This is a genomic window from Bradyrhizobium sp. HKCCYLRH3061, from assembly GCF_051168015.1.
Taxonomy (GTDB): Bacteria; Pseudomonadota; Alphaproteobacteria; order Rhizobiales; family Xanthobacteraceae; genus Bradyrhizobium.
Window position 1 is genome coordinate 1 of record NZ_JBNPUE010000018.1, and the last position, 26,298, is coordinate 26,298.

The 26,298-nt window shown below is 66.0% G+C and carries 24 protein-coding genes; 5 read left to right on the forward strand and 19 right to left on the reverse strand.

The features are described from left to right. Positions 1–205: 205 nt before the first annotated feature. Together ACQR2C_RS25405 and ACQR2C_RS25410 are read right to left on the reverse strand one after the other, a co-directional pair. Positions 206–1,657: a LysM peptidoglycan-binding domain-containing M23 family metallopeptidase gene (locus tag ACQR2C_RS25405; RefSeq protein WP_316218778.1), complete on the reverse strand. Its 1,452-nt coding sequence runs from the start codon at positions 1,655–1,657 to the stop codon at positions 206–208. 107 nt (positions 1,658–1,764) lie between these two features. After that, complete coding sequence (locus tag ACQR2C_RS25410; RefSeq protein WP_434882429.1) at positions 1,765–2,412, reverse strand: protein-L-isoaspartate(D-aspartate) O-methyltransferase; 648 nt, start codon at positions 2,410–2,412, stop codon at positions 1,765–1,767. 267 nt (positions 2,413–2,679) lie between these two features. Here ACQR2C_RS25410 and ACQR2C_RS25415 point away from each other — a divergent pair, with 267 nt between their 5' ends. Beyond that, positions 2,680–3,063 carry a response regulator gene (locus tag ACQR2C_RS25415; RefSeq protein WP_315799824.1) on the forward strand — a complete coding sequence of 128 codons (384 nt, stop codon included), beginning with the start codon at positions 2,680–2,682 and terminating at the stop codon, positions 3,061–3,063. A gap of 8 nt (positions 3,064–3,071) precedes the next feature. On the opposite strand, the gene surE is transcribed toward ACQR2C_RS25415, so the two are convergent. The 12 genes from surE to ACQR2C_RS25475 form a co-directional block, all read right to left on the reverse strand. Next, entirely contained in the window at positions 3,072–3,839 is a 768-nt protein-coding gene (gene surE, locus ACQR2C_RS25420; protein WP_315799823.1) for a 5'/3'-nucleotidase SurE, read from the reverse strand. 95 nt (positions 3,840–3,934) lie between these two features. Further along, the gene (locus ACQR2C_RS25425) at positions 3,935–4,294 is read right to left on the reverse strand and encodes a hypothetical protein (protein WP_316178943.1); all 360 of its coding nucleotides are present in this window, start codon (positions 4,292–4,294) and stop codon (positions 3,935–3,937) included. 103 nt (positions 4,295–4,397) lie between these two features. Next, positions 4,398–5,726 carry a serine--tRNA ligase gene (gene serS, locus ACQR2C_RS25430; protein WP_434882374.1) on the reverse strand — a complete coding sequence of 443 codons (1,329 nt, stop codon included), beginning with the start codon at positions 5,724–5,726 and terminating at the stop codon, positions 4,398–4,400. 130 nt (positions 5,727–5,856) lie between these two features. Then, a complete protein-coding gene (gene tatC, locus ACQR2C_RS25435) occupies positions 5,857–6,672 on the reverse strand; it encodes a twin-arginine translocase subunit TatC (protein WP_316178562.1) in 816 nt (271 codons plus the stop codon). Next, on the reverse strand, positions 6,669–7,196 hold the full coding sequence (gene tatB / locus ACQR2C_RS25440; RefSeq protein ID WP_315799819.1) for a Sec-independent protein translocase protein TatB: 528 nt from the start codon (positions 7,194–7,196) through the stop codon (positions 6,669–6,671). The genes tatC and tatB overlap by 4 nt, the downstream gene beginning before the upstream one ends. A gap of 112 nt (positions 7,197–7,308) precedes the next feature. Next, positions 7,309–7,542, reverse strand: coding sequence for a twin-arginine translocase TatA/TatE family subunit (locus ACQR2C_RS25445; RefSeq protein ID WP_006614346.1), 234 nt, complete (start codon positions 7,540–7,542; stop codon positions 7,309–7,311). A gap of 281 nt (positions 7,543–7,823) precedes the next feature. After that, entirely contained in the window at positions 7,824–8,921 is a 1,098-nt protein-coding gene (gene scpB / locus ACQR2C_RS25450; protein ID WP_434882375.1) for an SMC-Scp complex subunit ScpB, read from the reverse strand. A gap of 19 nt (positions 8,922–8,940) precedes the next feature. Then, positions 8,941–9,780 carry a segregation and condensation protein A gene (locus ACQR2C_RS25455; RefSeq protein ID WP_315751001.1) on the reverse strand — a complete coding sequence of 280 codons (840 nt, stop codon included), beginning with the start codon at positions 9,778–9,780 and terminating at the stop codon, positions 8,941–8,943. Then, on the reverse strand, positions 9,777–10,805 hold the full coding sequence (gene nagZ, locus ACQR2C_RS25460; protein WP_434882376.1) for a beta-N-acetylhexosaminidase: 1,029 nt from the start codon (positions 10,803–10,805) through the stop codon (positions 9,777–9,779). The genes ACQR2C_RS25455 and nagZ overlap by 4 nt, the downstream gene beginning before the upstream one ends. Before the next feature lie 42 nt (positions 10,806–10,847). Then, positions 10,848–12,410, reverse strand: a complete 1,563-nt coding sequence (locus ACQR2C_RS25465; RefSeq protein WP_434882377.1) for an SPOR domain-containing protein — start codon at positions 12,408–12,410, stop codon at positions 10,848–10,850. Positions 12,411–12,505: 95 nt separating this feature from the next. Next, complete coding sequence (gene argS / locus ACQR2C_RS25470) at positions 12,506–14,302, reverse strand: arginine--tRNA ligase (protein ID WP_434882378.1); 1,797 nt, start codon at positions 14,300–14,302, stop codon at positions 12,506–12,508. A gap of 8 nt (positions 14,303–14,310) precedes the next feature. Next, positions 14,311–15,477: a deoxyguanosinetriphosphate triphosphohydrolase gene (locus tag ACQR2C_RS25475; protein WP_434882379.1), complete on the reverse strand. Its 1,167-nt coding sequence runs from the start codon at positions 15,475–15,477 to the stop codon at positions 14,311–14,313. A 112-nt stretch (positions 15,478–15,589) separates the two neighbouring features. Here ACQR2C_RS25475 and erpA point away from each other — a divergent pair, with 112 nt between their 5' ends. Next, the gene (gene erpA, locus ACQR2C_RS25480) at positions 15,590–15,931 is read left to right on the forward strand and encodes an iron-sulfur cluster insertion protein ErpA (RefSeq protein WP_434847744.1); all 342 of its coding nucleotides are present in this window, start codon (positions 15,590–15,592) and stop codon (positions 15,929–15,931) included. 17 nt (positions 15,932–15,948) lie between these two features. Here erpA and ACQR2C_RS25485 read toward each other — a convergent pair whose 3' ends face one another. The 4 genes from ACQR2C_RS25485 to ACQR2C_RS25500 all read right to left on the reverse strand — a co-directional run bounded on the left by ACQR2C_RS25485 (position 15,949) and on the right by ACQR2C_RS25500 (position 21,929). Then, positions 15,949–18,264 (reverse strand): ATP-binding protein, encoded by a 2,316-nt coding sequence (locus ACQR2C_RS25485; RefSeq protein WP_434839837.1) that lies wholly within the window; start codon positions 18,262–18,264, stop codon positions 15,949–15,951. A 758-nt stretch (positions 18,265–19,022) separates the two neighbouring features. Continuing rightward, entirely contained in the window at positions 19,023–19,763 is a 741-nt protein-coding gene (locus tag ACQR2C_RS25490; protein WP_434882380.1) for a metallophosphoesterase family protein, read from the reverse strand. Positions 19,764–19,963: 200 nt separating this feature from the next. Continuing rightward, positions 19,964–20,623: a hypothetical protein gene (locus ACQR2C_RS25495; RefSeq protein ID WP_434847741.1), complete on the reverse strand. Its 660-nt coding sequence runs from the start codon at positions 20,621–20,623 to the stop codon at positions 19,964–19,966. 388 nt (positions 20,624–21,011) lie between these two features. Beyond that, positions 21,012–21,929 carry a LysR family transcriptional regulator gene (locus tag ACQR2C_RS25500; RefSeq protein WP_434882381.1) on the reverse strand — a complete coding sequence of 306 codons (918 nt, stop codon included), beginning with the start codon at positions 21,927–21,929 and terminating at the stop codon, positions 21,012–21,014. Between the two features lie 98 nt (positions 21,930–22,027). On the opposite strand from ACQR2C_RS25500, the gene styA reads away from it, so the two are divergent. Both styA and ACQR2C_RS25510 read left to right on the forward strand, forming a co-directional pair. Next, entirely contained in the window at positions 22,028–23,275 is a 1,248-nt protein-coding gene (gene styA / locus ACQR2C_RS25505; RefSeq protein WP_434882382.1) for a styrene monooxygenase subunit StyA, read from the forward strand. A gap of 16 nt (positions 23,276–23,291) precedes the next feature. Beyond that, positions 23,292–23,819 carry a flavin reductase family protein gene (locus ACQR2C_RS25510; protein ID WP_434882383.1) on the forward strand — a complete coding sequence of 176 codons (528 nt, stop codon included), beginning with the start codon at positions 23,292–23,294 and terminating at the stop codon, positions 23,817–23,819. A gap of 476 nt (positions 23,820–24,295) precedes the next feature. Here ACQR2C_RS25510 and ACQR2C_RS25515 read toward each other — a convergent pair whose 3' ends face one another. Next, on the reverse strand, positions 24,296–25,318 hold the full coding sequence (locus ACQR2C_RS25515) for an aldo/keto reductase (protein WP_434882384.1): 1,023 nt from the start codon (positions 25,316–25,318) through the stop codon (positions 24,296–24,298). Positions 25,319–25,494: 176 nt separating this feature from the next. Between ACQR2C_RS25515 and xth the strand changes: the two genes are divergently transcribed. After that, on the forward strand, positions 25,495–26,286 hold the full coding sequence (xth, locus tag ACQR2C_RS25520) for an exodeoxyribonuclease III (protein ID WP_434882385.1): 792 nt from the start codon (positions 25,495–25,497) through the stop codon (positions 26,284–26,286). Positions 26,287–26,298: the final 12 nt, after the last annotated feature.

A 26,298-nucleotide genomic window follows, 5' to 3' on the forward strand; every position in this document is an offset into this window, starting at 1 on the left:
GACCCCAAAAGTGTCAACCATGTCCCCGAACAGGTGTAAGCTATGTCTCCGGGCTAAACAGCAGCGAAGCAATCCAGAGTCCCGCACACCACCCTGGATTGCTTCGCTGCGCTCGCAACGACGCCTTTGGCTGATATCCCGCCTCAAACGACAAGGGCTCGCCCAGAGGCGAGCCCTTGCATGTGAGGACGGCAGGCGTCGCGGCTCACGCCCCGTTGAGGAATTGCAGCGGGTCAACCGGAGACGACCCCTTGCGGATCTCGAAGTGGAGCTGCGGCGATCCGACTTCTCCCGATTGACCCGACTTGGCAATGACCTGGCCGCGCTTGATCGGATCACCGCGCTTCACCATCAGCTCACTCGCATGGGCATATGCGGTGACATAGCCGTTGGAATGCCGCACCAGGACCAGGTTGCCATAGCCCTTCAATTCATTGCCGGCGTAAGCGACGACGCCATCTTCGGCTGCCTTCACCGGGGTGCCCTCGGGCACGGCGATGTTGATGCCGTCGTTGGACTTGCCGTTGGTCTTGGCGCCGTAGCTCGTGATCACCTTGCCGCGAGCCGGCCAGCGGAAGGTCGGCAGCGAGCTGGTGGTTTCGGCCGGCCGCGCCGGCTCCTCCTCCTTCTCGGGCGCCGGATTGGCCTGGGCCAGGCGGGCGCTCTGGACCGGACCTGCCGCCGCAACCCGCGTCGTCGGCGCTGGCGCCGGCACGGTCGCAACCGCCTGGGGAACGGTTGCGACCGGGGCCACCGGCGCGGCTGCCGCTACGGCCCTGCCAGGGACGGTCAGCCTGGTCCCGAGCTTCAGCGGCGATGCCTGATCGATGTTGTTGGCGCGGGCGAGCTCAGCCGCCGTCAGATGATTCTGGCGGGCGATGCTGGCGAGTGTCTCGCCGCGGTTGACGAAGTGGACGGTGGACGGTGCTGCGGCCGCCACCGGCTTCGGCGCGATCATTGGCGCCGCAGCAACGGGCTGGGCCGCGGGCGCAGCCGCCACCGCGCCAGGATGCGGAATGATCAGCTGCTGGCCCGGCGACAACGCGCGCGGCCCCTTGTAGCCGTTGGCAGCCAGGATCTCAGCCGGCGTCACGCGGTAGCGCTTGGCGAGGATGTCGAGCGTATCGCTGGTGCCGACGATGATCTTGGTGCCACTGGCAGGACGCGCGGCCGCGACCGAACGCGGCGGCACGGTGCCGGTGGTCTCGAGCCGCGGCTGGGCCGGCGGAGCATAGGAATGCGCCGGCTGTGCATAGGCCTGGGGTGCGGCGACGGCGGGCGCTGCGACGGGGACCGCAGCGGGTGGCGCATAGGATGCGACGCCGCGCCCGCCCGACGACATGCCTCCGGCACCGCCGCCCGTCGGATAGGATTGCGGAGCCCCGACCGCCGGGGGCGGCAGCGCCGAGGACGAATAGGCTGGCGCCGGCGCGGGAGCCGGCGTGTAGGACTGGCTGTATTGCTGGTGCTGCCGGGGCGGCTGCGCCTGCACCGACCCGGTGGAATCGGATGCAAACGGGTTTGAAAACGGATTTTGCGTCTGCGACAGCCGCGTCGACATGTCGGCGCTGCAGCCGGCGACGCCGAATGACATCAGCGCCAACGCCGCAACCTGCGGCAGGCGGCGCGAGCGAAGCAACTCGACAGTGGCGGGCATGGTTACTCACTCGTACGCAACAAACAACGAATTCGAGTAAACACAGCCGCGGTAAATAAGCGCTTAAGCCGCGAATAAAGCGTTGTGCGGCCTGCTGATCCGTCTCTTTAGAGTTCGCGCGCAATTCCCGGAATTGCCGGCACAAATCGCACGTCGACGAGCTCTTTTCGGTCGAAACGATCACCCGTCCGCGTGATCCTGACGAGCGTCTGCACCCCGTGTTGCGGCCCGACCGGCGCGATCAGGATACCGTCCGGCCCCAGCCGGTCGAGCAGGCTCTGGGGAATCTCATCCATCGCCGCCGTTACGATGATGCGGTCGAACTGGCCGCCCCCCGGCGGCAGCGCGTAGCCATCGCCGAGCATGACCTCGACATTGAAGCAGCCGAGCTTCTCCAACCGCTCCCTGGCCTTGTCGGCCAATGTCCGGAAGCGCTCCACCGTCAGGACGTTGGTAACCAGCCTGGACAGAATCGCGGCCTGGTACCCCGACCCCGTCCCGATTTCGAGGACACGATGGGACTTCTGCAGCTTGAGCTGCTCGGTCATGTAGGCGACGACGAAGGGCTGGCTGATGGTCTGTCCACAGGCGATCGCCATCGCGCTGTCGCGATAGGCGTCCGGGCGGTCGGCCGGCAGAACGAACTCCTCCCGCGGCACCTCTTCCATCGCACGCAACACCGCCTGATCGCTGATCCCGCGCCGACGCAGGGTCAGCTGAAACATCATTTTCTCGGGAGGAGCAGCTGGGGGCATCGGGATGTCGGTTGGTGGGCTCCTGCGCAATTTACCTGCCGGGCGAGGGTTGCGCACCGATTTTCCGCGCGCCCGTCGCAACCAGGATGCACCGTCATGGTCCCGACGACGACCGCGTTCCGCACGAGGAACCAAGTCGGGTCCGGTTCGTTCACCTTATGGGCGATCGTGCCCACGCCGCACGGCCATGAAAGACGACATTGTTGACGTTGCGCCATAAGCCGTTATTTGCGAGCGTCAAATCGGATATGGGCAAGGACTGACATCATGACTGCACCGCGGCCGCCGCGCGGCTCTGTGTTTTTGGTTGAAGACGAAGTCATGATCCGAATGATGGTGGCCGACATGCTGGAAGAGCTCGGCTACACCGTCGCGGCCGAGGCCGGCGAAATCGGCGAAGCGATGCGGCTGGCCGAGAGCACCTATTTCGACGTTGCCATTCTCGACGTCAACGTCAACGGCAAGGTCATCTCGCCGGTGGCCGATCTCATCAAGGCGCGCAACCGGCCCTTCATCTTCGCAACCGGCTACGGCTCGTCGGGGTTGCCGGAAGAATATCGCGACCGGCCGGCCCTGCAGAAGCCGTTCCAGCTCGAGACGCTCGGAAAGGCGATCGATCATGCCCTGCGTGGCGCTGAGCCGCAGGGGTAGAAGGCGCTTCAGCCGAGAATGTCGCTGAGCTTGCCGGAGAACGCCTCGTCCGTGCGATCCAGGCGAAGCGGAGTCACTGACACGTAGTGCGCCGCGAGAGCTGCGAGGTCCGTCCCCTCGTCGGGCAAATCGAGCGAAGCTGCCCGGTCGAAGCCGATCCAGAAATAGGGGTTGCCGCGGCCGTCGCGCCGCTCATCGACCTTCAAGAAGCCGAGATTGCGCTTGCCCTGGCGGGTGACCACGACGCCCCTGACCTCTTCCGGTGCACAGGCGGGGAAGTTGACGTTGATCACTGTATTCCTCGGCACGCCGGCTTCGAGCACCTTGCGCACGATCTGCGGGCCGAATTTGAGCGCGGTGTCCCAGGACGGCTTGTCGCGAGTGGCGATGCTGAATTCCTGCGACAGGGCGAACGACGGCAAGCCGAGAATGGTGCCTTCGAGCGCGCCGGCGATGGTGCCCGAATAGACCACGTCCTCGGCAACGTTGCGGCCCTTGTTGACGCCGGACAGCACCACGTCGGGCAGCTTCGCCCCCAGGATATGCCGGGCCCCCATGATGACGCAGTCGGTCGGCGTGCCGCGCACGGCAAAGTGGCGCGGGCCGACCTCGCGCAGCCGCAACGGATCATTGAGCGAGAGCGAATGCGACACGCCGCTCTGGTCGAGCTCGGGCGCCACGATCCAGACGTCGTCGGACAGGGCCCGTGCGATCTCCTCGATCACCTTGAGACCCGGCGCATGGATCCCGTCGTCATTGGTGCAGAGAATCCGCATGGCCAACCTTCCGTCTCTTCGAAAGCATCGTTCGGGGGTGTCTTATCTGCTGTGCAGCAGCGAGGCAAACCCGAGCGCTCGCCGGCATCACCCGGTCAATGCCGGATCCGCCACTGCGGCAGGAACCTGGCGAGCTGCCCTCGTATGCCCAGCCTCAACGGTAGGCTGGACGTGCCGGATACGCCGGCTGCCTGCTGAGCAGGAGGCGCCGGCACTGCTGAAGGCTCGGTCGGCGGCACTGCTGCAAACCGGGCCCGCGCGACACTCAACGCCTTCTCGAAGTCGACCGGGTTGAACCAGGGCTGATCGCGCAGCGAGTCGTGCAGACCCTCGTCCCAGACCCTCGAGCAATCGACGTCGAACGCTCCCTTCAGGCGCTGATCGACCGCCTGGATGCCGGAGCCGGTGACGGCCCATTGCCGCCCGATCCAGAAAATATCCCGATGCAGGACCATGTTGCCGGTTTCTGAAAAGCAATTGCTGAACAGAACCGGAGGATACGACCCGCCGGCCGCCACGCAATGGCGGCGACGGGGGCGGATGCAATTTGCCGCGGCGCTATGGCTCGGCGGCCACCACCTTGAGGCCGCCCATATAGGGCTGCAGCACGTCGGGGACCGCGATCGAGCCGTCGGCCTGCTGATAGGTCTCCATGACCGCGATCAGCGCACGGCCGACAGCCGTGCCCGAGCCGTTCAATGTGTGCACGAAGCGCGGCTTGCCGTCACTTCCGCGATAGCGTGCATCCATGCGGCGCGCCTGGAAGTCGCCGCACACCGAACAGCTGGAGATCTCGCGGAAGGCGCCGCCATCGCCTTGCCCCGGCATCCAGACCTCGATGTCGTAGGTCTTCTGCGAGGAGAAGCCCATGTCGCCGGTGCACAGCGTGATGACGCGATAGTGCAGATCGAGCCGGCGCAGCACCTCCTCGGCGCAGGCCAGCATGCGCTCATGCTCGTCCTTGCTGGTTTCCGGCGTCGTGATCGAGACCAGCTCGACCTTGGTGAACTGATGCTGACGGATCATGCCGCGGGTGTCGCGGCCGGCCGCGCCTGCCTCGGCGCGGAAGCACGGCGTCAGCGCCGTGAGCCGCATCGGCAGCTCCTTCTCGTCGACGATGGACTCGCGCACGAGGTTGGTCAGGGCAACCTCAGCAGTTGGAATGAGTCCGAGCCGCTCGGTCTTGAGGCGATCATCCGGCTCCGCAATCAGCTCGCCCTTCACGGCCCAGAACTGGTCGTCCTCGAACTTCGGCAATTGTCCCGTGCCGAACATGACGTCGTTACGCACCAGCAGCGGCGGGTTGATCTCGGTGTAGCCGTGCTCGGTCGTGTGCAGGTCGAGCATGAATTGCCCAAGCGCGCGCTCCAGCCGCGCCAGTCCCTTCTTCAGGACGACGAACCGCGCGCCCGACAGTCTTGCGGCCGCCTCGAAGTCCATGCCGAGCGGTGAACCAATGTCGTCATGCGGCTTGGGCGCGAACGCGTAGTTGCGCCTGGCGCCGAACACATGGCGCTCGACATTGTCGTGCTCGTCCTTGCCGTCGGGCACTTCGTCGAGCGGCAGATTCGGAATCGCTGACAGCTCGCGCGCCAGCTCCTGGTCGGCCTGCTTCGCTGCGGCCTCGAGCTCCGGCATCGTGGTCTTGAGCCTCGCGACCTCCTCCATCAACGCGCTCGCACGCGCCTCGTCCTTGGCCTTCTTGGCCTCGCCGATTTCCTTGGAAGCGGCGTTGCGCCGGGCCTGCGCCTGCTCGGACGCCAGGATCGCCGCGCGACGCCGCTCGTCGATGCCCAGCAGTTGCGACGACTGGGGCGACAGACCCCGGCGCGTCAGCGCCGCATCGAAACCTTGCGGGTTGTCACGGATCGATCTGATGTCGTGCATGGTCGTTCGGTCCTGGGAACGAAAGATGTCGGCGAGTCGCCGTGGATCACGGGCCGGCCTGCACTACCGCGAAAGGCGGCGGATGGGAACAGGCAACGCCCGGGATGGAGCCCGGGCTTGCGGGCCTGCCCTATTCCGCTGGCGTGGTCGGCAAGTTGCCGGAGCCCGACGAAGAGCCCGCCTTGGCCGCAGCCGCCTGCTTCTCGACGATGCCGACCGCGATGATCGCGCCCTCGTAGAGGGCCAGCAGCGGCAATGCCAGCGAGGCCTGGCTGAGCACGTCGGGCGGCGTCAGGACGGCTGCGATGATGAAGGCGATCACGATGAAATAGCGCCGCTTCTCCTTCAGCATCTGCGAGGTGACGATGCCGATCCTCCCAAGCAGGGTCAGGATGACCGGGAGCTGGAATGCGATGCCGAAGGCGAAGATCAGCGACATCATCAGCGACAGATATTCGCCGACCTTTGGCATCAACGCGATTTGCGCCGTCTCGGGGCCGCCGAGCTGCTGCATGCCGAGTGAGAAGCGCACGATCATCGGCCACACCGCAAAATAGACCAGCATGGCGCCGAGCACGAAGAAGACGGGGGTCGCTATCAGGTAAGGGAGGAAAGCATTGCGCTCGTGGCGGTAGAGGCCGGGCGCCACGAACTTGTAGATCTGCGTCGCAATGATCGGAAAGGAGATGAAGCCGGCGCCGAACATCGCCAGCTTGAGCTGCGTGATGAAATATTCGAGCAGCTGGGTGTAGATGAACTTGCTGTTCTCGGCACCTGCCACCCAGACGAACGGCAGCACTAGGATGTTGTAGATCTGCTTGGCGAAGAAGAAGCAGAAGATGAAGGCCACGCCGAAGCCGAGCAGCGCCTTGATCAGCCGCGACCGCAGCTCGATCAGGTGGTCCATCAACGGGGCCTTGCTGGCCTCGATATCTTCGACGGTCATGACGCTTTGGCGTCCTTCAGGCGTTCAGCTTCTGCTGACGCAGACATTTCGGGCTGCGGCTCGGGCTTGATTTCACGTACGATCGCCAGCGGCTCGCCCACCGGTTGATGAGCTTCAGCCTCCACGAAGGTCTCGGCCTGCGGCGGTTCGGGGGTCGTCGGGGTCATCAAAGGAGGCTCGGACGAAGCAGCGGCCGCGTCCGGTGCGGGCGCCGGCTCAGTAGGCTTGTCGATCCCCTCGATATCGAGAGCCTTGTCGACGTCGCGCTGCAACGAGGAGATCACGCCGGTCGGGGTGAAACCGCTGGCGGCCTCACGGACCTCGTCGAAACTCTTCTTGAGGTCGGCCATTTCCGCTTCGCGCATCGCCTCCTGGAACTGGCCCTGGAACTCCGAGGCCATCCGGCGCGCCTTGCCGATCCATTGCCCGACCATGCGCAGGACGCCCGGAAGCTCCTTGGGACCGATCGCGATCAACGCGACGACCCCAATGACGAGCAGCTCACTCCAGCCGATATCGAACATGAAACAATCCGCCTACGCGACGACGCCTCTGATCCCGCCTGCCCGGGCCTGCCTGAACAGGTCCCGGTGCCGTCCCTGCGGGGGCGCGCCGCCCGCGCCTTTCACGCGCAGATCAAACGGCTTTGCTGCCGACATCCGTGCGGGTGGCCGAAGGCGTGGCGCCATGATCGATCGACTTGACGGGCTCGGTCTTCTCCGGCGCCTTGTCGTCGTCCTGCATGCCCTTCTTGAACGCCTTGATGCCCTGCGCGACGTCGCCCATCAGATCGGAAATCTTGCCGCGCCCGAACAACAGCAGGACGACCGCGATCACGACGATCCAGTGCCAAATGCTAAGCGAACCCATCCTGCAACCCTCCAAACACCGGCGCAGCCTTCACCCGACTGCCCGTCGACGCTACCGCCGAAACCGCGTCATATCCATGGACTTGACCGCGACACTTCGCTTCTAGCATTCGATTGCGAAACAGCAACACGAACCAAGGCGGCAATCAGCCGAAAGCGGCGCGCGGAGAGCCCGATCTGGCCGGAAGGTAGGCGTCAGCGCCCCCAAAAACAAGCACTTAAGGTCCGCCAAATCGCGGCCGGACCTACGTAATAACGCGAGTGTTAACGACGCCAAAGCCGCTACTCCCGGTGCGGCGAGCCGTCCTCGTCGGTATCGCGATCGTGCTCGTCATCGGCGGCGTCGATCTCGTGGTCTGCCGCGTCGATTTCGGCCTCTGCTTCTGCCTCGTCCTCCACCTGAGCCTGAGCCTCGGCAGAAGTTTCGACGAGCTCGGTCACGGCCTCGTCCTCCTGCTCGAGCTCGGTCTCCTCGACGGCGAAGTCCACCTCCGTCGTGTCGGTTTCCGCATCGGTGCCGGGCAGTTCCAGATCGCCAACGGCGACCTGCGACGAGGCGTCGTCCTGAACCGCGGTCTCGGCGGTTCCCATCTCGCCCTCGGCAGCCTCGGCCGCCGCCGTCTCGGCTGCGACTGTTTCCATCTCCGCCGTTTCGGCCTCTGCCTCCTCAGCGTCGCCAGGTTCGGCCTCGACCGCCGGCGCAAGCGCCAGATCGAGATCGCCCGGATCCAGCGGCTCCTCGTCCTCCCGGAGCGTCGGATCGTCCGATGGCGTCGGGACGGTGAAGCCGGTCGGCAGACGGGAATCCAGCAGGCCCGTGCCCTTCAGCTCTTCCAGGCCTGGCAGATCGCCCAGGGTCTCGAGGCTGAACTGGGCCAGGAACGCATCGGTGGTGCCGAAGGTCAGCGGACGGCCTGGGGTCTTGCGGCGCCCGCGCGGCTTGATCCAGCCGGTCTCCAGCAGAACGTCCAGCGTTCCCTTGGAGGTGACGACGCCGCGGATCTCTTCGATCTCGGCGCGCGTCACCGGTTGATGATAGGCGACAATGGCCAGCACCTCGATCGCCGCACGCGACAGCTTGCGCGTCTCGGTGCTCTCGCGCGTCATCAGCCAGGCGAGATCGCCGGCGGTGCGGAAGGTCCATTTGTTGGCAACGCGCACGAGATTGACGCCGCGATTGGCGTACTCCGCCTGCAGCTGCGCCAGTGCGGCCTTGATGTCGACACCTTCAGGCATACGCTTGGCGAGCGCGGCCTGCTCGAGCGGTTCGGCCGAGGCAAACAGGAGAGCCTCGAGGATGCGCAACTCTTCGGGGCGCGCCGCGGGCTCGATCGCGATCTCGTCGGGCTCTTCCATGCGCAGTTCCGCCAAGCTTGCCATGGCAGGGTCTCCTTCTTCGTTACTCAACCGTCAAGTCCGGCGCAGCCATGGCGCCGGGCTGGATCGGTGGACGCTTACGAAAATACAGCGGCGCGAACGCCTGCTTCTGGTTCAGCTCGAGCTTGCCTTCGCGCACCAGTTCGAGGACGGCCGCAAAGCTCGATGCGAAGACGGTGGCCTTCTGTGCAGGCTCGACGACGTAGTCCAGCAGGTAGTCGTCGAGACACCCCCAGTCGTCCGACACCTCCGTCATGCCGACGAGCCGTTCGAGCGACGCGCGCGCCTCGGCGAGCGACCAGACGGTGCGCTTGGCCATATGAACGGACGTGACGACGCGCGACTGCCGCTGGATGGCATAGGCCGAAAGCAGGTCGAACAGGGTCGCGGTGAACTTGGGACGACGGACCTCCGCGATGGCCTCCGGGTTGCCGCGCGGGAACACGTCACGCTGGAACTGCGGCCGGTTCATCAGGCGATTGGCGGCCTCGCGGATCGCCTCCAGCCGGCGCAGCCGGTTGGCCAGTGCCGTGGCCATCTCCTCGGCGCTCGGACCTTCCTGCGCCGGCGGCTCGGGCAGCAGCAGGCGCGACTTCAGAAAGGCGAGCCAGGCCGCCATCACGAGATAGTCGGCGGCGAGCTCCAGCCGGATCTTGCGGGCGGCCTCGATGAACTGAAGATATTGGTCGGCGAGCGCCAGGATCGAGATCTTGGCGAGGTCGACCTTCTGCTGCCGCGCCAGCGCGAGCAGCAGGTCGAGCGGGCCCTCGTAGCCCTCGACGTCGACGACCAACGCCGGCTCGGCCTCAGCCAGCTCCGTCGTGGGACGGCCGGTTTCAAACGACAGAATTTCAGCGGTCATGCGCTCGCGGGTCCCAGCCGGTTGATCAGGGCGTCGAGCTCGCCGCGCGCGGCGTCACGATCGAAGCCTGTGGGTGCCTTGCGCGCCGCAAGTGCACGATCGGCGCGGATCAGGGCTTGGCCGGCCAGCTCCGGCGTCTCGGCGGCCACGGCCTGCATCTCGTCGAGCTTGCCGTTGCAATGCAGAACCATGTCGCAGCCGGCCGCCACGATCGCACGCGTGCGCTCGGCGATCGATCCGGCCAATGCGTTCATGGAAACGTCATCACTCATCAACAAACCCTGGAACCCGATCCGTTTGCGAATCACCCGTTCGATCATTGTCGCAGAAGTCGTGGCCGGATGGGCGGCGTCGATCGCGCTAAACACAACATGTGCAGTCATCGCCATCGGGAGGTCGGCCAGCAGCCCGAAGGCGGCGAAATCGGTTGCATCGAGTTCCGCTTCTGGCGCGTCCACGGTCGGCAGCCGGAAATGGGTGTCGGCGGTGGCCCGGCCATGCCCCGGAATGTGCTTCAGGACCGGCAGCACGCCGCCCTGCTCCAGCCCCTCCGTCACCGCCCTGGCGATCGCCGCCACCTTTTCTGGCGTCGTGCCATAGGCCCGATCCCCGATCACGGCATCGGCGCCAGCGACGGGGACGTCGGCGAGCGGCAGGCAATCCACGGTGATGCCCAGCGCGATCAGGTCATCGGCGATCAGGCGGGCGCTGAGCCAGGCGGCACGGAGGCCTGCGGCCGAATCAAGGTCGTAGAGACGGTCGAACACCACGCCGGCGGGATAGGCCGGCCAATGCGGCGGCCCCAGCCGCTGCACCCGGCCACCCTCTTGGTCGATCAGGACGGGAGCGTCGGCGCGGCCGACGCAGGCCCTTAATTCCTCAACCAGTTCAGTCACTTGGGCGGGTGACTGGACGTTGCGCTTGAACAGGATGAAGCCCCAGGGCCTGAACTCGCGGATGAACGCGCGCTCGGCGTCGCTGAGATCAGGTCCGGAGATGCCGGTAATGAAAGCCCGCATGGTCATGCGGGCCGCATAGACCCCGCCTCGGAGGCGGTCAAGCGAGCCTTAATTGTTGCTAAACGGGAAACACTGTCCGCCGGCAGTTTTCAACGATCCGCACATCTTGTTGGCCTCTTCCTTCGTCGCGAAGGGCCCGACGGCCGCGCGGTACCTGACGCCACCCTTCTCACCCAGATCCATCCGCTTGATGATCGGCTCGTATTTGCCCAGCACGGCGCCGTACTTGTCCTGCACCGCCTTGTACGATGTCATCGCCTCGGCCTCGCTGGCCTGCGACGAGATCGAGACCAGATAACCGCCGGTCCGATCGTTCTGGGTCTGCTCGGTGACCGGCACGGCGGCGGCGATCCGGGCCGGCGCGCTCGCCGGCGCGGCCGGCTGCGGTGTCAGCGGCATCGGGCTGTCGTTGGCGGCCGACGCGTTGGCGTTGGCCGGCGATTTACGGCCCTTCGGCGTCGCCGCCGGTTTGGTTGCAGGCGTCGCAGGCATCGGCGGATCGACCGCGGCGGCCTGATTGCCTCCCGTCACGGACAGCGTCTTGATCGGACGCGGATCACTGTTGGGCAAAATGCCATTGGCATTGGCCATCTGCGACATCGGGGCCGCCCCGGCGCTGACCGGCGGCGGAGCCGCATTCTGGTTCATCTGCGGGAACACCACGCGCGGATTGCCGCCGCGGGTGTTCAGATCCATCGGCGTCTCCTCGCGGGACACCAGCTTCTCGCCGCCGTCATTGCCGAGCAGCCGATCCGGCACCTTCGGCGTCGGATCCTGCTGGGCCATGATCTTGGTCGGACTGTTGTCAGCGCGGATGATCGGCGGCTCGCCGGTCCGGCCGGACGAGATGTAGGTCTTGTAGCCGTAGGCGCCGCCGGTGCCGACCACCGCAAGGGTCAGCACCGCGAGCACGGTGCTCATGCCGCTGCGCCGCCGCGGCCGCTCCTCTTCCTCGCCTTCGTCGTAACCGTCCTGATAGCCGTATTGGCTGTCCTGGAAATCGTTGTCGCCCTGAAACCCCTGCTGTCCCGAGCCCATCTGCCCGAACAGCGCATCGTCATAGCGCGAGGAGTCCGGCTCGTCGTCATCGAAGCCATTGTCGCGGTTGTAGTCGCGATCATTCTCGGCGAACCCGTGGCGCGACTCGCCGACGCTGTAGTCGAGCTTGGACAACTGATCGGCGAACTCCGCGTTCGGATAACCCTGCTGCTGCCGGGGAGCGGGCGCGGGCGCGAAATCCTGATCAGGGAAGCCTGGCTGGCCGCGCGGATCCTGATAGCCCGCCGGAAAGGCCGGCGGTGCGGGCGCCGGCTGCGGCGGCTCGCGGCCCATGTCGGCGAAGGGGTTGGCGGCGGCAGGCTGGGCTCGCTGCATCCAGGCCGGGGCACCGGCCGAAGGCATGCCGGGGACCGGCTGTTCTGGCGCGGGCGCCGCGGGGCGCGCCATCGGCCGCGGCTGAGACTGCGGGGTGGCCCGGCCCGAGGCGGCAAAAGGATCGTTCTGCCCGATCAGGCGAGCGAGTTCGGCGAGCGGATCGGCATCGGCCTGCTGGTTTCCACCACGGCCAAAACCATCAGCGGGAAAGGGTCTGTCCTGGTAACGATCAGCCATCGTGATGAAGCGTCCCTGCGGGTGAGCCGCATATGCGTCCTAAGGCGGACCCTGCCAGATTGAGGCCCCCAACTGAAGTCGTGTGTTTCCCCCAATCAGCGCATTGCATCAGGAGCATTAACGCCCAAGATCGCAAGTCCCGACGCCAGAACCGAGACGACGCCCTGAACCATGGCCAAACGTGCCTTGGTCAATTCTGCATCATCATCGATAATGAAGCGTAAATAGGGCAAATCCCGCCCCCGCGTCCAGAGGGCGTGAAATTCGCTTGCAAGTTCATACAGGTAGAAGGCGATCCGGTGCGGCTCATGCGCCAGGGCCGCGCTCTCCACCGTACGTGGGTACAGTGCCAGGCGTTTCAAGAGGTCGTGTTCGGCCGAGTCGGAGAGTTTTTCGAGGTTGGCGTCGCGGAGGAACGCCAGCCGTGCCCCCTCCTCCTCCGGCAGCTCGGGCACGCTCTCCCGCGCATTGCGGAAGATCGAATGCCCCCGCGCGTGACCGTACTGGACGTAGAACACCGGATTGTCGCGCGACTGCTCGATCACCTTGGCCAGGTCGAAATCGAGCACGGCGTCGTTCTTGCGATAGAGCATCATGAAACGGACCGCATCGCGCCCCACTTCATCAACAACTTCCCGCAAGGTGACGAAGTCGCCGGAGCGCTTCGACATCTTCACCGGCTCGCCATTGCGCAACAGCTTGACGAGCTGCACGACCTTGACGTCGAGCACCGCCTGTCCGGCGGTCACCGCTTTCACCGCGGCCTGCATGCGCTTGATGTAGCCGCCGTGATCGGCGCCGAACACGTCGATCAGGTCGGCGAATCCGCGCTCGAACTTGTGCCGGTGATTGGCGATGTCGGAGGCGAAATAGGTGTAGCTGCCGTCCGACTTGATCAGGGGACGATCGACGTCATCGCCATAGGCGGTAGCGCGGAACAGCAGTTGCTCGCGATCCTCCCAGTCCTCGGGCGGCGCGCCCTTCGGCGGCGGCAGACGGCCTTCATACACGTCGCCCCGCTCGCGCAGGAACTCGATCGTGTCGGCAACCTTGTTGGTCGCACCGGCGATCAGCGAGCGCTCCGAAAAGAACACGTCATGACGAATGTTGAGCGCGGCGAGATCGTCCTTGATCTCGGCCATCATCATCGTGATCGCCTTGTCGCGTACGATCGGCAGCCACTCGGTCTCAGGCATGGCCTTGAGCTTGTCGCCGTGCTCGGCCGCCAGCGCCTGCCCGACCGGCTTCAGGTAGTCGCCGGGATACAGCCCGTCCGGAATGGCGCCGATATCCTCACCCAGCGCCTCGCGATACCGGAGGAAGGCGGAGCGCGCGAGTACGTCGACCTGGGCGCCGGCGTCGTTGATGTAGTACTCGCGCGTGACGTCGCGCCCGGCGAACTGCAGCAGGCTGCATAGCGCATCGCCGAACACGGCGCCGCGGCAGTGCCCGACATGCATCGGCCCGGTCGGATTGGCCGAGACGTACTCGACGTTGACCTTCGGCGCGCCGGACACCGGCGCGACGCGGCCGTAGGCAGCGCCTTCGCGCAGGATCGTGCCGAGCGCTTGCGCCCAGACGGTCGGCTGCAGGGTCAGGTTGATGAAGCCCGGTCCGGCGACGTCGACCTTGGCGACCAGCTCGTCGGCGCGCAGGCGCTCGGCAATCTGTTCGGCGAGCTCGCGCGGCTTGGCCTTCGCCTCCTTGGCGAGCACCATCGCGGCATTGGTGGCCATGTCGCCATGGCTCGGATCGCGCGGCGGCTCGACCACCACGCGCGAGAAATCGATGCCCTCGGGCCAGCCGCCCTGCTTGGCGATGATGGCGCAGATGGTGTGGACACGCGCGAGCATGTCGGCAAAAAGGTAAGGGGTGGAAGCTTGTTCGACCATGCCGCCGCCTAACGCAAATCCGGAGTCGAGTCAAAAAGCCGGTGGTGCTCGGTTAAGGCGAAACGGTCCGTCATTCCGGCGATAAAATGGCCGATGCGGCGAGCCCGATCGCCCTCGCCGTCGCAACCGTCCAGCCAGCCTGCGGGCAGCGTCGAACCGTCCTCGTGGTAGCGGCCATACAGGTCGGCGACGATGCGCTCGGCGTCGCGCATCACCCGCATCACCCGCTCATGGCGGTACATCCGCTGCCAGAGAAACCCCTTGATTGTCGCCTCGTGCTCGGCGACATCGGCCGGAAATGCCACCAGCGGCCCGCTGTGCCGCCTGATGTCGTGCGGCGACATCGGCTGCGCCCGCGAGATCCGGCGCTCGGCTTCGGCCGCTACGGCGGCGATCAGGTAGGAGATCAGCTCGCGCACCAGCTCGGCGCCGCGCCGGATCGGGTCGAGCGCCGGATATTGCCGGTCGATCTCGGCGATCATCGCCGCGAGCAGCGGAATCTCCTGGAGGTCATCGACCGTGAACAGGCCGGCCCGCAGCCCGTCGTCGATGTCGTGGGCGTCATAGGCGATGTCGTCCGCGAGCGCGGCGACCTGGGCCTCGAGCGAGGCGTAGCTCCACAGCTCCAGGTCAAATCGGGCATTGAACTCGGCGATTCCCGGCGGGATCGGCGCCTGCAACGGCCCGTTGTGCTTGACGATGCCTTCGAGCGATTCCCAGGTCAGGTTGAGACCATCGAAATCGGGGTAGCGCTGCTCGAACGAGGTGACGATGCGCAATGTCTGGGCGTTATGGTCGAAGCCGCCATGCTCCGCCATGCAGCGGTTCAGAGCGCGCTCGCCGGCATGGCCGAACGGCGGATGGCCGAGATCATGCGCCAAGGCCAGCGTCTCCGTCAGGTCCTCGTCGAGGCCGAACTGGCGGGCCAGGGCGCGGGCGATCTGGGCGACTTCCAAAGAATGGGTCAGACGGGTGCGGTAATGGTCGCCTTCGTGGAAGACGAACACCTGGGTCTTGTGCTTGAGCCTTCGGAAGGCGGTCGAATGGATCACCCGGTCGCAATCCCTGCGGAACGGGCTGCGGGTTCGGGACGGCGGCTCGGCGAACAGGCGGCCCCGGCTGCGATCGGGATCGCAGGAATAGGGAGCGCGGGGGGCAGCCATTCCGACCGACACGGGCAATTGTTCCTTTTGCGATTTGATTCCTCGGCGGAGCCCACATAACTATGGGGAGTGCCCGGGACCAAATGAATAGGGCATGACGCACGACCCTCGGAGACCTCCTGCCATGACCGATGCCTCGACCGGCCCCGTCACCATCAGCGAACGCGCCGCCCGCCGCATCGGAGAGATCCTCGGCAAGGAGAGCGCCGGCGCGATGTTGCGCATCTCGGTCGAAGGCGGCGGCTGCTCCGGCTTCCAGTACAAGTTCGACATCGATCGTGCCAAGGCCGAAGACGACCTCGTCATCGAGCGCGATCGCGCCGTGGTGCTGGTCGATCCGGCCTCGGTGCCGTTCCTCGCCGGCTCGGAGGTCGATTTCGTCGACGACCTGATGGGCGCCTCGTTCCGGGTCAATAATCCCAACGCCACCGCCTCCTGCGGCTGCGGCACCAGTTTCTCGGTCTAGCGCCCCTCGTTATCGGCTCAGGCCTCCGCCGTCGCGGCCGGGACATCGGACGGCGCAAGCGCCGGCGCCTCGACGTTCGGCGCGGGCGTGCCGATCGCCTTCAGCATCGCCGCCACCATCGCCGGCTTGCGCAACGGCTTGGCCAGAAAGTCGGTCATGCCGGCCTCGCGGCACTGCTTGATATCGTCGGGGAAGGCATTCGCGGTCAGCGCGATGATCGGCAGCGCGACAAGCCGTCCGCCCTTCGCCCGGATGGCCCGGGTCGCGGTGATGCCGTCCATCTCCGGCATGCGGACATCCATCAGCACCAGGTCGAACTCCCGTTCGTCGGCCGCCTTCACTGCCTGCAAGCCGTCCGGGACGATGCATTTGTCGACCGGGAACTCCTGCAGCATCTTCGACACCACCATGCGGTTGGTGGCGTCGTCCTCGGCGATCAGCACGCGCAAGGGACGACCGAGCGCCTCGATCCGCGCCTTGAGGTCGCCGGCGCCGACGCGGTCGCCGCGCTGATCGGACACCTGCTTGTCGCTCCACGGCAAGGTCAGGCTGAAGCGGAAGGTCGAGCCTTCGCCCTGCACCGACGACACCGCGATGACCCCGCCCATCTGCTCGATGATCCGCCGGGAGATCGCGAGCCCGAGCCCGGTGCCGCCGAAGCGGCGGTTGATCGAGGCATCGGCCTGGGCGAAATCCGTGAACAGCTTGCCGACCCGATCGGCGGGAATGCCGATGCCGGTGTCGGAAACGCGCCACTCGATGGTCGCCTTCTGATCGTCGCGCGCGCGGCAGGCCACGGCGATGGTGATGCCTCCCTGCTCGGTGAACTTCACCGCATTGGAGGCGAGATTGATCAGCACCTGACGAATGCGCGCCACGTCGCCCTTGAGCGCCGGCGGCAGCTTCGGATCGATATCCGCGTTGACCAGCAGGCTCTTCGATTTCGCGTTGACGCCCATGATGGCAGTAACCGCCTCGACCAGCGCCGCCGGCGAAAACTCCACCGTCTCGAATTCGAGCTTGCCGGCGTTGAGCTTGGACAGATCGAGGATGTCGTTGAGGATGCGCTGCAGGTTGTCGCCGGACTCGCGGATCGTCATGACCGCATGACGCTGCTCGTCGTCGAGCTTGGTCTCCAGCAAGGTCGAAGCGAGCCCGAGCACGCCGTTCATCGGCGTGCGGATCTCGTGGCTCATCATCGCCAGGAAGTCGGACTTGGCGCGGCTTTCAGCTTCCGCCTGCTCGGCGCGCCAGCGCTCGGTGACGTCGCGGCCGAAGCCGCGATAGCCTGCGAACTTGCCCTCGTGATCCCGCGCCGGCCGCGCCGTCAGCGCCCAACGGCGGCGCTCGCCGCCGGCGACCACGACGTGGATCAGGATCTCCGGGATCGACAGCCGCTGCGCCATCCGATCGGCGAACGTCTTGAGCGTCGCCGTATCCGTCGGGCAGAGATATTTCAGCGTATCGATCAGCCGCTCGCCCTTGAGCTGATCGAGCGGAAGCTGGGCCACGTCGGCGAAGCGCTGCGGCGCGTCGATCAGACGGCCCTCGGCATCGGTCTGCCACAGCCAGCTCGCGGCGTTCTCCTGGAATTCCTTCAGAAGCAGCGAGATCGTCTCGTTCTGGCGCTCGTGCCGGATCTGCGCCTTCAGGTTTTCCAGGAACACGTTGCCGTGCGACACCAGGTGCCGCACCATGAACGAGGTGTAGAGCAGCAGGAACACGACGAGCACGAGATAGGTCGCGCCGCCGCAAAGAAAAAGCGAGCCGACCGAGGCGAGCATCAGGGTCCAGGTGTAGGCGAGACCAGCCCGCGGCACGCTCGACATCGCGAACGCGCCACCGGAGATCATCCCGGTCATCAGCGAGCCCACGATGATCTGCAGATGCGGATCGACCTGCGGCATCACGATCAGCGGCAGCGATCCCCAGATGGTCGCCAAGAAAAACGCCTGCAGCGTCATCCGGGAGGTGGCGCGTTCGGACGCCTCCTGCGGCCGCGACTTGCGCGCGCGCCACCAGCCGCGCAGCGCCATGCCGCCGGCCACGGCGATCGCGGCGCCCCACGCGAAGAGAAAGAGATTGGAGACGGTGTTCCAGAACACGCCGAGGATGATGGCGGCGTTGGCGAAGTTGATGCCGATGGTCACGGGGACGAGGCGCGCGACGGCATCGACCTGCCGCGCGCGGATGCGCCGGCGATCGCGCTCGGTCAGCGCTTCGTCGTCGAGACCTTCGATGGCCCCGAAGCCGCCGATCCAAAGGAAGAAGGCCCCCAGCGGGCTGCCGCCGGCCGTTCGCTTCGAGCGCGTGGGATCCCCAGGCCAATTCATGAGCGCGCAGAACCTTCCTTGTGATCCCTTGCCATGCCCGATCGGCTGCTTCAGCCGCGTTAATTGTCCCGCCCGTAGAATTACGGAACCTCCGAATGCGCGCGCTGACAGGGCTGGATGCAACTCGTCGTTCCCGCGGCACGATGTGCCCGAGTCATGATCGTCCATGTCCCCCTCGTTCAGGTCGAGGGCGCAGGGAATGCCGGGTGCTGGCCGCAACCCATGGCCCGCCTGCAGAAAGAAAGCAGGCGGCAGTCACCACAGGTCCAGCCGGTCAACCGGCATTCCCTGCACGACGGCTCTACGCCTTATACGCACTCTCCCCGGGGACCGGCTGTCTTGCCCCCGTCACCGGCGGATCATCGTCCCCACCGGCTTGGCCTCAGCGTCGGGAGGCCAGGACCATGCGATTTCGGCGTGCGCCAGGGCTGTTCGTCCGCACGGCATCAGCCATGCTGCAGCCCCAAGCGCCCATCGCATCCCACCCCGCGTGTCGTGACGATCGCGATACGCCCCTCGTGCCGGGGCGGGACGGGCCCATCGAAGCATGAATTCCGGAAAAACGAAACAGCGATATTTTTCGCAGCAGGACTGGACAGGGCAAATCAGCTTGAAGGCGCTCATGAAATTAGTCTCTCGGCGCACGCTTGTTCGACGCAGGCTGCGCCCATTGGCATCGCCAACATGGTCGTGCGGTGGATCGATTTGCCCGACGTGCACGCGGAATCGCAATCACCACGTCGTTGTTCGCCGATCCCTCACAGCACCGCGCCGGAGGCGTATGCACTGGCCCAATGCGGAAAACCGCTCTCGGCGGCGCGCGCCGCCGCGTGATCCCAGTCATAGGCCAGCGCCAGCAGCTCGGCCTGCCAATGCCCGCGACGTTCGGTCAGCACCGCATAGCGGGCGTGCGGAGAGCGATATTCGAGCTGCGCCGCGATCGGGATGTCGCCGAATACAGGGCAGCCGACGCTGCCGGGATTGACCACCAGAGGACCGCGCGGCACCTGCACCATCGCCTGCCGATGGCTGTGGCCGCACAACACGAGCGTGGCGCCGCCGAGATTGACCAGACGCGCGGCCAGCACGTCGCGGCGCGCCGGGACGTAACGGCCATCGTCGAGCATTTCCTCGAGCAGGAGGGCACAGTCATCGTCGGGCGTACCGTGAACGGCGAGGATGCCGTGGTCCAGCGCGATCCGCGGCGGAAGCGCGTGCAACACCCGGCGCTGCTCGGCGGTCAGCGCCGCGCGAGCGAAGCGACCGGCGGGAGAGAGCTTCTCTTCCGGAAACTCCTCGATCCAGCGGTCATGATTGCCACGCACGGTCGGCAACTGCAGCGACTCCAGCAGGTCGAATGTCTCTCGCGGCCACAACGGGCTGGTCACGCAGTCGCCGAGATTGACGGTGGCATCGACCCCGCGTGTCTCGATGTCCGCGAGCACCGCCTCCAGCGCCGGCAGATTGCCATGCACATCGGAAATCACTGCCAGCCGCATCGTCGTCTCCTTCGTCACGCGGTTCGATCGGTCCGTTCAAGGCAAAGCCTTAGCATCTTCGCCATTGCGAGCGAAGCGAAGCAATCCAGGCCGCGCGTGGGACTCTGGATTGCTTCGCTCGCAATGACGGCGGAGAGGCCGGTGTCCGAAGCGACGCCAGCGGGCGGCGCGTGCCGACGATCCTCAAAGAGACGCGCGGATCACAACCTTGCGGGAACAACCGTCAACACCGGCGCGCGGCCTGCATAGCGCAGCAGCAGTCGGTGGGTCGGATAGAAGATCACGAGCGGCAGGCCGATCAGCAGCATCGCGAACCATGCCGGACCCGGCATGAAGCTCTGCGCCAGGGCATCGCTGAGGCCGAACACGTAGTTGATGTTGACCGGCAGGTCGCTGGTCGCGGGTGGCGGCGGCATCAGGAAGTAGCACACCGACAGCAGCGCCCAGGCGGCGACGGTCCAGACCGCGAAGGCGCGGCGATCATAGCCGAGCCGCCAGACCAGCCAGGCCAGCACGAACGGGAGCCAGAAATGGAAGAACGACAGGCTGCGGGTGAACAGCGGCAGCTTGGCGTCGAACATGTAGGCCGTCATGCCCGTGATCGGCAGGCCGGCGGCGGTGCCGAGGAAATCGACAACCCACAACGCCTGCGGCAGGAGGATTCCCACCGCCGGCGCCGAGGCGAGCAGCGGGCTCTCCAGCCAGACCGCGGCCAGCGTGGTCAACAGCGCGACATCGCAGAAATACAGGAAGTTGGTCGGGCCGTAGGCCATCAGATAGGTCGGCACCAGCACCGCGCAGAACGCGCTATAGGCAAGCTTGAACCACAGCGGAATGCCCGGCTTCACGGCCTCGTCCATCGATCCCCTGCCCCTGCAATATGACTGTTTGCGCAATCGCGCGGAGATTGCGGGCAGATGAGACGGTGCGTCAATCAGAGCGCCGGTGATGTTCATCCTCAGCGTTAACAAGCGTTTGCGCTGATCGGATCTGCAGAGGAAATCGATGGCGCAGCAGCGTGCGCTGCCTGATACAGCGCCCTCTCCCCTTGCGGGAGAGGGCTGCACCGGCTTCTCGACGCACTCATTCTGGTGAGGGGTATCTCTCCGCGATCGCGGCTTGTGGAGACATCCCCTCACCCAACCGAGCTTGCCGCGCTGTCCTCCATGCCCTCTCCCGCAAGGGGAGAGGGCGCATTCACGGGCACCGCGCTCATTCTGACCTCACCTACAATGAGTTCAAACATCGCTACACTCTTGTGGCCATTGCCGCACCAATCGCGAACACGTCCGCGCGCTCGATGATCAGGTCGCGGAACAGGCGGGCGCGGTGCGACATCCATTGCGGGTCGGGATAGACGACGTGGAGCGGCAGCGACGGCACATCGTAGTCCGGCAGCAGGTGGACGAGCTTGCCGGAGGCGATGTGGCCCACCGCGCACCAGTCCGGCAGCACGGCGGCGCCGAGGCCCTCCAGTGCGGCCTGGGTCATGATGTCGGCGTCGTCGCAGGTGAGCGAGGGCGCAATGCCGACGACGTGGCGGCCGGTCTCGGATTCGAAGCTCCATTCGTTCTTCGGCGACAGCCGCGAATAGGTCACGCAGGGCAGCTGGCGCAGATCGTTGGGCAGGCGCGGCGGGCGGTGTCTGGCGAGCAGCGATGGCGCCGCGACCAGCAGCCGCTTGACCGTGCCGACGCGGCGCGCGACCAGCGAGCTCGATGAGAGCACGCCGATGCGGATGGCGAGCTCGGTGCCGGTCTCGACGAGGTCGACGAACTGCTCGGTGAAGCGGATGTCGAGCCGCACCTCGGGATAGCGGCGGCCATACTCCGCAAAGATGTCGGCGAAGAAGAAGCGGCCGAACGAGGTCGGCACCGTCATGCGCAGGGTGCCGGAGGGCGCGCCGACGCGCTTCGGCGATGGCACGCCGGCGCTCTCGAACAAGGTGACGATGTCCTTGGCGAGCTTGAGCACCCGGTCGGCCTCGGGCGTCGGCCGCAGCTTACGCGTGGTGCGCACGAACAGCCTGCAGCCGAACTGCTCCTCCAGGAGCGCGATGCGCTTGGTGATCGCCGGCTGGCCCAGGCCGAGATCGGCCGCCGCCTGGGTGAAGCTGCCGGCCTCCATGACCCGGATGAAGGTCTGCAGCGCGTCGATCCGGTCCATCCATTCCTCCCCGGAATGAGTTTTATTCTTGCCATTCCGTATACGGCATCGGGAGGACTGGTCTAGCCTCTCAAAAAAATCAGACGGGAGGGAGACCCATGGAGAAGTCGATTGGCATCGTCGGCGCCGGCATCGGAGGGCTGCATCTCGCGCTCTACCTGCAGAAGCACGGCATCCAGGCGACCGTCCTGACCGACCGCGAGCCGGAGCATTATGCTGCAACGCGGCTGATGAACACCGTGGCGCACCACGGCATCACGGTCGCGCGCGAGAACGAGCTCGGCGTGAACCACTGGGACGATCCTGATGTCGTCTACCACCACCATGATCACTTCTTCAATTTTCCGGGCAGCCCCCTGCTCTTTCGCGGCGCATTCAAGCAGCCGAGCCGCGCGGTCGACTACCGGATCTACCTGCCGGCGCTGATGAAGGATTTCGAGGATCGCGGCGGCGCGATCGAATATGCCAGCATTCAGGACGACGACATTCCGGCGCTGGTGGCGCGCTTCGACCTGCTGGTAGTGTCCACCGGCAAGGGCGCGCTCGGGCGGATGTTCAGCCACCGGCCGGAGCTGTCGCCCTACAACCAGCCGCAGCGCCTGCTTTGTGTCGGCCTGTATGACGGCGTCGATCACGGCAGCCCCGAGGGCGACGATCCGCGCGGCGTGACGCTGTCGGTCTCGCCGGGGCATGGCGAGATGATCGTGATTCCGACGCTGACCTTCGGCGGCATGAAGACGGCGCTGCTGATGGAGAACATCCCCGGCGGCGACATGGCCGAGCTGGTGTCGCTCAACTACGACGCCGATCCCTCAGCCTTCCGGCAGACGATGCTCGACAAGCTCGAAAGGCACCATCCGCACACCTACAACCGGATCGACACGCACCGCTTCGATCTGCAGCCGCTGGACCTCCTGCAGGGCGCCGTGGTGCCGACCGTGCGGCGCTCCTCGGTCAGCTTCGACGACGGCAAGATCGCGATCGCGCTCGGCGACGTGCACTCCGTGGTCGATCCGATGATGGGCCAGGGCGCCAACATGGCCTCCTATGCGGCGTTCGAGCTCGGCAAGGCGATCGTTGACGCCGTGGCGTTCGACGACCGCTTCGTCGAGACGGTCGATCGCGCGCGCGAGAACCGCGTGCTCGCCGCGGCGCGCTGGACCAATCTGATGCTGCAGCCGCCGTCGGAGGCGATGGGCCGGCTGATCTTCACCATGGCGCAGGATCGCTCGCTCTGCGACGAGTTCACCGACAATTTCAACTATCCGGAGCGGCAGTGGGACCGGCTGGCGAGCGATCGGCGCATTCATGCCTGGATCGATGACCGGGCAAGGCTCGCAGCGTGATGGCGGAGAGAAGCCGATGAGCCATCGTCCGGACCCGGCCAGCTTTCGTGCAGCCGCGTCGCGATTCTCGACAGGCGTGACTGTCGTGGCGAGCCGCGATGCCCAGGGTGCACCGGTCGGGATGACTGCGAACAGCTTCACCACGGTCTCGATGCAGCCGCCGACGGTGCTGGTCTCGCTGAAGCACGGCCGCACCTGGCAGGCGGTGAGCACCTCCGGCCGCTATGCGGTCAACGTGCTCGCGGCGGATGACGTCGCGATCGGCCGGCATTTCGCCGGCGCACCGCTGCCGCAGGGCGCACCAAGCTTCGACGAACGCGATGGCTTCTTCCTGCTGCCGCAGGCGATCGCGCAGTTCGGCTGCGAGGTCGTCAACGCGATCGAGATCGCAGACCACACGCTGTTCATCGGCGAAGTGCGCTGGTGCCGGCACCAGGACGGCCTGCCGCTGGCGTTCTATGCCAGCCGATTTTGCAACGGGCTGGGCGCTGAGATCAAGCCGGCGGAGGCGCTGGCGTATCCGGCAGAGGGATGGAGCATTTGATCGCACAGCCGGCGAGCCGAATACGCCACCATCGTTCGCCGTAAGCAGCTTCGCATGATCAAGGTGCAGCGCCGCTCTCGGAGCGGCCCCTCAAGGTGAGGAGGCGCGGAGCGCCGTCTCGAACCATGAGGCCACAGTGTGGGCCTCGCCCTTCGAGACGCCCGCCTGCGGCGGGCTCCTCAGGGTGAGGAGCAAGAGTTTCGCTCTTCAGCACAAATCGGATGCGGTTCGCCGGGACGACTTAGTGAGCCAAACATCGTCACATTGAAGACTGCGGGTCCGGCACAGTCGTGAGGCTCAACCGCCGATCGGTCCGGGGTCGATGCCCCCCGTTGTGGCGGCTCCAGAATGACCGGAGCGCGGCCACGTGACGATCGAAGCGTGATTTTAGTGCCGGCCGGGGGACGTCGTCAAATGCATCGGCGCCGCAGGCACGAGGCCTGCGGCCGATGGTCCACAGCAGTTTCGCTCGTCGGCTAGCGCCGCTCGTTCAGCATCGGGAAGCCGCGCTGATGCCAGACCGGATAGGCGGCGGGAATGTCGCTGGCGGCATCGAGCGTGGCCACGTGCTCCGCCGTCAGGCTCCAGCCGAGCGCGCCGATGTTCTCCATGAGCTGGCTCTCGTTGCGGGCGCCGACGATGATGGTCGACACGGTCGGGCGCTGCAGCAGCCAGTTCAGCGCCACCTGCGGAATGGTCTTGCCGGTCTGCTTGGCGACGCCGTCGAGCGCGTCGACGACGCGATACAGCCGCTCCTCCTCGTAATGCGGTCCCGTGCCGGCGATGTCGTGGGCGCGGGTGCCGGGCTTGGCCGGCTGTCCGCGGCGGATCTTGCCGGTCAGCTTGCCCCATCCGAGCGGGCTCCAGATCACGGCGCCGACGCCCTGGTCGACGCCGAGCGGCATCAGCTCCCACTCATAGTCGCGGTTGAGCAGCGAGTAATAGGCCTGATGCGCGACATAGCGCGGATAGCCGTAGCGGTCGGAGGCGGCCAGCGACTTCATCAGGTGCCAGCCGGAGAAGTTGGAGCAGCCGATGTAGCGGATCTTGCCGGCGCGCACGAGCTGGTCGAGCGTGGACAGCGTCTCCTCCACCGGCGTGTTGTAGTCCTGGCCGTGCAGCTGGAACAGGTCGATGTGGTCGACGCCGAGCCGCGCGAGCGAGCCGTCGATCGCCTCGATCAGATGCTGGCGCGAGGAGCCATAGTCGTTCGGGCCACTGCCTTTCGGGAACGTCGCCTTGGTCGAGATCAGCAGGCGGTTGCGCTTGCCTTTGATGGCCTGGCCGAGAATGCTCTCGGCCAGGCCGTCCGAATAGACGTCGGCGCTGTCGAACATCGAGAGGCCATGATCGAGGCAGACGTCGATCAGCCGGGAGGCGCCGTCGGCGTCGGTCCCGCCCCAGGCCTTGAAGAAGTCGTTGCTGCCGCCAAAGGTCGCGGTGCCGAAGCTGAGCGCGGGCACGCGCAGGCCGGAATGGCCGAGACGTCGATGGTCCATCATGATCTCCCTGGGTGTTGGCCGCATGAATACGCGCAGCGCGCGCCCCCGACCATGCCGCACCGTGCATGGCATTGTTGCGACGCCTGTGATTCCCACGCCATTCGCCTTGACCGGAGTGGTCGCGGCTTGATCTAACCGGGGCCGTTTCTCTTTCCCCCCGGGAACCTCAGGCCATGCGTATCGCCACTTGGAACGTCAATTCGGTCCGGCAGCGGATCGATCACCTCCTGACCTGGCTCAAGGAATGCTCCCCGGACATCGTCTGCCTGCAGGAAATCAAGTGCACGGACGACGCATTCCCGCGGCTGGAGATCGAGGCGCTCGGCTACAACGTCGTGACCCACGGTCAGAAGACATTCAACGGCGTCGCGCTGTTGTCTAAGCTGCCGTTCGACGAAACGAAGTCCGGGCTCGATGGCGATGCCGGGGACGTGCATGCGCGCTTCCTGGAGGGCGTGGTCAGCCTCAAGAGCGGGGTGGTGCGCATCGCCTGCCTCTATCTGCCCAACGGCAACCCGCCGAACACGGAAAAATATCCCTACAAGCTCAAATGGATGTCGCGGCTTCGTGACTACGCGCGTGAACGGCTGAAGACCGAGGAGCCGCTGATCCTCGCAGGTGACTTCAACGTGATCCCCGCCGCCGACGACGTCTCCAACCCCGAGGCCTGGGTCGAGGACGCGCTATTCCGTCCCGAGACGCGGGAGAGCTTCCAGTCGCTGCTCGGCCTCGGGCTCACCGACGCGCTGCGCGCCGTCACCGACGCACCGGGGCAGTACACGTTCTGGGACTATCAGGCCGGCGCCTGGCAGAAGAACATGGGGATCCGGATCGATCACCTGCTGCTGTCGCCGCAGGCCAGCGACCGGCTGGTCGAGGTCGGCGTCGACAGCTATGTCAGGGCCTGGGAGAAGCCGTCGGATCACGTGCCGGTGTGGGCCGATTTCGATCTCGAGACGGCGTAACTCGAGGACAGT